The organism is Candidatus Nitrosocosmicus agrestis (assembly GCF_008389435.1).
Taxonomy (GTDB): domain Archaea; phylum Thermoproteota; class Nitrososphaeria; order Nitrososphaerales; family Nitrososphaeraceae; genus Nitrosocosmicus; species Nitrosocosmicus agrestis.
The window spans coordinates 1-5,288 of record NZ_VUYS01000037.1 but is presented as its reverse complement, the minus strand read 5'-3'; the positions used below and the strand labels follow the sequence as shown (position 1 = coordinate 5,288).

The following is a 5,288-nucleotide window of genomic DNA, read 5'->3' as shown; positions in this document are numbered from 1 at the left end:
AAGGACAGAACAGAAAGTTTCGATGATTACTTTCCATGTAAAATGAACAATTGTAAGTTAAAGCATGTACGAAACTGGCTGAATCTTTTTGTCAACTATCATAATAAGGAGATGATCAACGCTTAAGGTAACAGCGCCGTTCATTCATAGAATTTTTCAGATTCTTGGTAAAGACATAATAACAATTAGCAAGTCAATTATATGTACAATCATTATTTGTATAATTTTGAAGCTTCAACACCTTATTGTAAAACCGCTCATGAATCCAGTTCAAAATAATGCTATCAAATTGTCTAAGAGGATAGATCCATATCTTAATCTATAACCACGATTAAGCAGAAGTGGAAAATGGTAAGGCACGACAGGGCAGAAGCAAAAATCATTTGTTAAATAAGATGTTAACTAGATATCATTGTTTTTATGGGATAAAACTAAAATTTCGCAAGAGAATATAGCCTTTCGATAAAAGCTCTTTTGAGCATGACCAATGTCAAAGTTAAATTATACAAAGCCTGTCAAGATGTTCCTAATACAAATCAGGTTTTTGGGCGGAATTGTTTCATCTCCAATTAGTACACAATTTAAAACTCAAATCAAATTATTCCTATATTTGAAGATCCTCTTCAAATTTATTATTCTTTATTTCTTCTACTTCATAAATAATTAAAGCCTCATATTTGTCATCGTCATTTTTACTAATAGCGGTAAACTTGATGTTAACTAACCGTTTTACATCTTCCTTTTTAAGAAATTCATTGATAATTTTTTTCGAGGTCGGATAACTTTTGATTATCATAACTCTTGACGCTTGTCATACTATTGATTTTATATGATTTATCATAACCTATACATGCAAACACAAAGTTTGAATATCAAATTGTCCTTTAACTAGAATAAATGTTAGAACACACAACGAATGCTACAGAGTTCTACTCCATCGCAGGTACTAAATAAAACAAATAAATGTAATCACAATGAAGGTAAAGAAATGGTTAGTGAATGTTGTGTAATAATGCGATTAAAGTCATGATACTATATCCAATATAGTATCATACATGCACTAAGACATCCAGATAAAACTTTATGTTTATGGTAGCACTTTATAAACGTTATAGAAATGATATCGGTCACTAGATTTTTAAAAGCTCAGCAAGTCAGTTTTAGTACGGATTTTTCTCGGTTTTAATCTCATTTGAAAAATAATTGTATATATCATAAAAACAATCATCCCAAAGATCGAAGTGTAATTTTTTTATGCCATACACAATGTATTAGACATATTCAAATTTACGCATGATCATTATACCACTAACACTAAATAATTAACCAGATCAATAGACTTATGGAAATCAAATAATACATTATCACTAGATCACATTGTTTTTGAGCTTTTTTATTTCCTTTCTAACATATCTAGTTCCAACATTTTCTTCTGCTTTGACTTTAGATAATGTCACCAAGCTCTATACAGATACAGGAAAAATTTTGAGATAAATTACTTTCTAACTGGAAGATAGCACCATAAAATTCGACTTTTCCATACTACGGTGAATCTACAGAGGTAGTTTTTAGGCCAAATGGCGAACCTCTGATTGCATTGTATCAACAATAATTTTTAGCATTTCCGTAAGCAATATCAGTACATCCTTAAAAAGCAACAATCAGAATTCATCCGAGTTTTTAGATAGGCTTGTGAAAGAAAGAATTAACTCTTTTGGTGATCCGGCTTCAATTTATGCAGGATTGAATGTGACTTTAGTTATAAATAACTGTACAGAGATAGGAAGAAACCCCTCCAGAGAATTAATTTTTTTGACCCAGAACTTGGGAACATTTGATATGGATATTTTTACAATTAAGAATGTAATTCTATATCATTTCATATTTATGAGTCCACAATCAACAGCTCAAGAACTGATTCCTCAAATTCAGCAAATGAAAAATTCATTAAGATTTAGATAGCTATTGATTAAGTTTTATCATATGCATGAGAATCTATTTCAAATTGGGCTATAAACCACTATCTCTAATTTGTCTTTATGAATATCCATACCCACCTTAATAATACTGAGTAGTGGTACAGGCTAAATTACTAAATGTTTATTAAAATTGGTTTAAAGAATATATTTACAAATTCGAATTAAGCAAACACATAGTTAATTGATAAAAAAATAAATGTTTAATCCTGTGCTAATGCGTTGTTTCCACTATTTACCTGATTTTGGAAACTAACATTGTCACAAGATACTATTGCATCTTCACCAGATACACATTGTGCATTCTGTTTACTATCTTGATTTTGACCTATACCTTGGTTAGATCTGTTGCCGTTGCCGTCATCGTCATCATCTCCACCGCCTTGTTGACCTGCTGCATTGTTACCTGAATTCTCTTGATTTTGGAAACTTAAGTTGTTGCAAGAATTACCTAAACTACCTCCAGCTACACATTGAGAGTTTTGACGTGAAGATTGAGATTGACCTATACCTTGGTTAGATCTGTTGCCGTCATCGTCATCATCTCCACCGCCTTGTTGACCTGCTGCATTGTTACCTGAATTCTCTTGATTTTGGAAACTTAAGTTGTTGCAAGAGTCATTAGTATCGCCACCTGAGACACATTGAGAGTTTTGACGTGAAGATTGAGATTGACCTATACCTTGGTTAGATCTGTTGCCGTCATCGTCATCGTCATCGTCATCATCTCCACCGCCTTGTTGACCTGCTGCATTGTTACCTGAATTCTCTTGATTTTGGAAACTTAAGTTGTTGCAAGAGTCATTAGTATCGCCACCTGAGACACATTGAGAGTTTTGACGTGAAGATTGAGATTGACCTATACCTTGGTTAGATCTGTTGCCGTCATCGTCATCGTCATCATCGTTGTTGTTGCTGTTAATATTTTTTGAACCAAAGTCACCGTTATAGTCCTCACCATAGTGTGCTTGTAGATTTTTGTCACAGGCATTTTCATGATCATCATAATAGTCTTCATCGTCCTTGCATTGATCAATATCGACTCCGTAGTGCGCAAACGCTTTTTGAAAATTAGATGATGTTGGACCAAAGATCATCATTACCGCAAATACTGCTACAACTAATACTGCAGATAATTTTGTGTCAATTGACTTTAACATTTTTTTCTTGATTTCTTTAGGAATAATATAGGATATAATAATTTTTGAATATATTTTGCAAATTTACTTCTAGTTAAAATATTCATAATAATCTTCTGTAATTTTATTGCGAAATTTGGTTATGGTATACAAAGCAGTTCAAATTTGTAACAAATTATAAGTTTGATTATATAATTCACCTTGGGTTTAAATATAGTTATGTCCAAGACATATAATATTAAATTCTTGAATGTAATGTGAAGATCCTAGGTTCTACCATATTTTGTATTATACATACAAGTGAATCCAAACATTAAAGAAGATCAAATAAATTCATAGTATATGCAAAAAGCTATTGTTTGTTATACCATGCTTATTTTATTTTCAAGTTTAAGTATGACTCTTGTAGCAAATGCACAATCATCATTTACAGTCGACAGTGTTGATATAAGTGGCATTTATTTATCAGACAAAGGCACGATTTATAATATCAAGCAAGCAAATGATACAGTTTGGTTGATTGGTACTGAAGCGACTACCAGCGATGATGCTGTTACTATCGCGAACATTTTTAGTGGTTTATTGGAAAATAATAATACCGAATTATCAGGTAAATGGATAGATTATCCATTGTCAAATAGTACAGATGCAGGAAATGTTGATTTTAATATCACAGTCAATTCGAATAATAATATTACATTAACAAAAACTGCCTTGAGTGACACATCCAATAATTCTTATCCTATTAATACATTAACAAAGTACGATCCTGTACTTCATGCACCATTATCAATATTTGTTACCATGAAAAATATATTGGTAAATGAAGCTCGCTCACCTACCTCTGATATCCTATATGCCGGAATAAGCGGACAAAAGAATGATGATGATCCACTAACCGCCACTAAATATTTCGGGCCTAGAGGAGATGGCTCGAACATAACATCAAATTTGAGGATTGGTCCTTTTTCGCTAAACAATGAAAATGATTCTCTAAAAGTCAAAATTTTGGGATTAGATAAGGCCGGCAGCAGAACGCCATTTACGCTTGTTAATCTTAGGGATACACTAGTTCAACTTATGGAGCCATCGTATAATATTTCAGGTTTGGTTCAAGCTACTAATATAATTGGTTCCATATCCCCAGGATTAATCCCGGGTGGATGTAATGGTTTAGTATTTATAGACGAAATAGAACTCACATCTGAAATTTTAAGAAACTCAACGACTGAGAGTACAGGATATAATCAAGAAAAAACCTACGTGGGAACAACTAGCCCTCCAGGATGTGGCCCCCCTTCTCAATACACAGTCAAGATATCAATAACGAGTCAATGAAAATCTTGTAATGAATAAAAACCAATGGAATATCACATTTTATCAAACATAAAAACCCTAGAAGCATATTAAAAGAAAAAATGATACCTAACATCTCATATTGAAATTGCAAACATTTATGTCAATGTAAAGTGGAATGCTAGAGTTATCTGAGCGGTCCCACGATATTGTTCATAATTGGTTATATTTTTCCTTTAGTGAAGATTCTAGATCATTAATTGAAGAGTCACTAGCATGAACTGAAGAAATAATTATACTCGCAAACATATCAGTAACTGAAAGATTACTAGCGCCATGATAATATTACGATAGAACTTCATTCCATCATAACTCAGACTAAAGAAGAAGGGGATATCAATAAGAACCAATAAAAGAAATAAATAGATGAATTAGTTGATGCTCCCAAATTTCATGATGACCCAAGTAGGATGTTTTTTATTCCTTTTGAGCCATACATTAGGACAGGGCATTTAACTTATTTTTTGTTGATAACTTTTCAAATTTCTATCTATACAAGGCAAAGTCAAAATCATTTTAACAAATCAAAAATGTTCACAAATGTATTAAGTGGTATGGTCTCATATTTACCCATGATTTCAATATTTTTGTAATTCAGAACGTAGTCCCAATCACATCAATTCCACTAATAGAATTATTCTTCCTTAATTAATAGAAATTTTAATATCAATTGAATCACATTTCATAATGATTGATTCATTGTGGTTCATGAATACCGTGATCGAATATTTATCAGGAAGGATATTCTCTTGAAACTTTGTGAATATGGCGAAATTAATCAAAGTAAACTTATGAGCTATTGTGGATTGAATAATGT

Annotated in this window: 4 protein-coding genes; 2 read left to right on the top strand and 2 right to left on the bottom strand. The window is 32.0% G+C overall.

Annotated features, from left to right (window positions below; all coding sequences use genetic code 11):
* Nucleotides 1–604: 604 nt before the first annotated feature.
* Nucleotides 605–796 (bottom strand): hypothetical protein, encoded by a 192-nt coding sequence (locus F1Z66_RS15045; RefSeq protein WP_149864449.1) that lies wholly within the window; start codon nucleotides 794–796, stop codon nucleotides 605–607.
* A gap of 896 nt (nucleotides 797–1,692) precedes the next feature.
* Here F1Z66_RS15045 and F1Z66_RS15040 point away from each other — a divergent pair.
* Nucleotides 1,693–1,962 (top strand): hypothetical protein, encoded by a 270-nt coding sequence (locus tag F1Z66_RS15040; protein ID WP_149864448.1) that lies wholly within the window; start codon nucleotides 1,693–1,695, stop codon nucleotides 1,960–1,962.
* Between the two features lie 217 nt (nucleotides 1,963–2,179).
* Here F1Z66_RS15040 and F1Z66_RS15035 read toward each other — a convergent pair whose 3' ends face one another.
* A complete protein-coding gene (locus tag F1Z66_RS15035; protein WP_149864447.1) occupies nucleotides 2,180–3,136 on the bottom strand; it encodes a hypothetical protein in 957 nt (318 codons plus the stop codon).
* A 375-nt stretch (nucleotides 3,137–3,511) separates the two neighbouring features.
* Here F1Z66_RS15035 and F1Z66_RS15030 point away from each other — a divergent pair, with 375 nt between their 5' ends.
* The gene (locus F1Z66_RS15030; protein ID WP_149864446.1) at nucleotides 3,512–4,453 is read left to right on the top strand and encodes a hypothetical protein; all 942 of its coding nucleotides are present in this window, start codon (nucleotides 3,512–3,514) and stop codon (nucleotides 4,451–4,453) included.
* Nucleotides 4,454–5,288 lie beyond the last annotated feature (835 nt).

Excerpts from the sequence above, each read along its gene's own strand:
- F1Z66_RS15045 (WP_149864449.1), bottom strand. The coding sequence starts at position 796 with ATGATAATCAAAAGTTATCCGACCTCGAAAAAAATTATCAATGAATTT.
- F1Z66_RS15035 (WP_149864447.1), bottom strand. The coding sequence starts at position 3,136 with ATGTTAAAGTCAATTGACACAAAATTATCTGCAGTATTAGTTGTAGCA.
- F1Z66_RS15030 (WP_149864446.1), top strand. The coding sequence starts at position 3,512 with ATGACTCTTGTAGCAAATGCACAATCATCATTTACAGTCGACAGTGTT.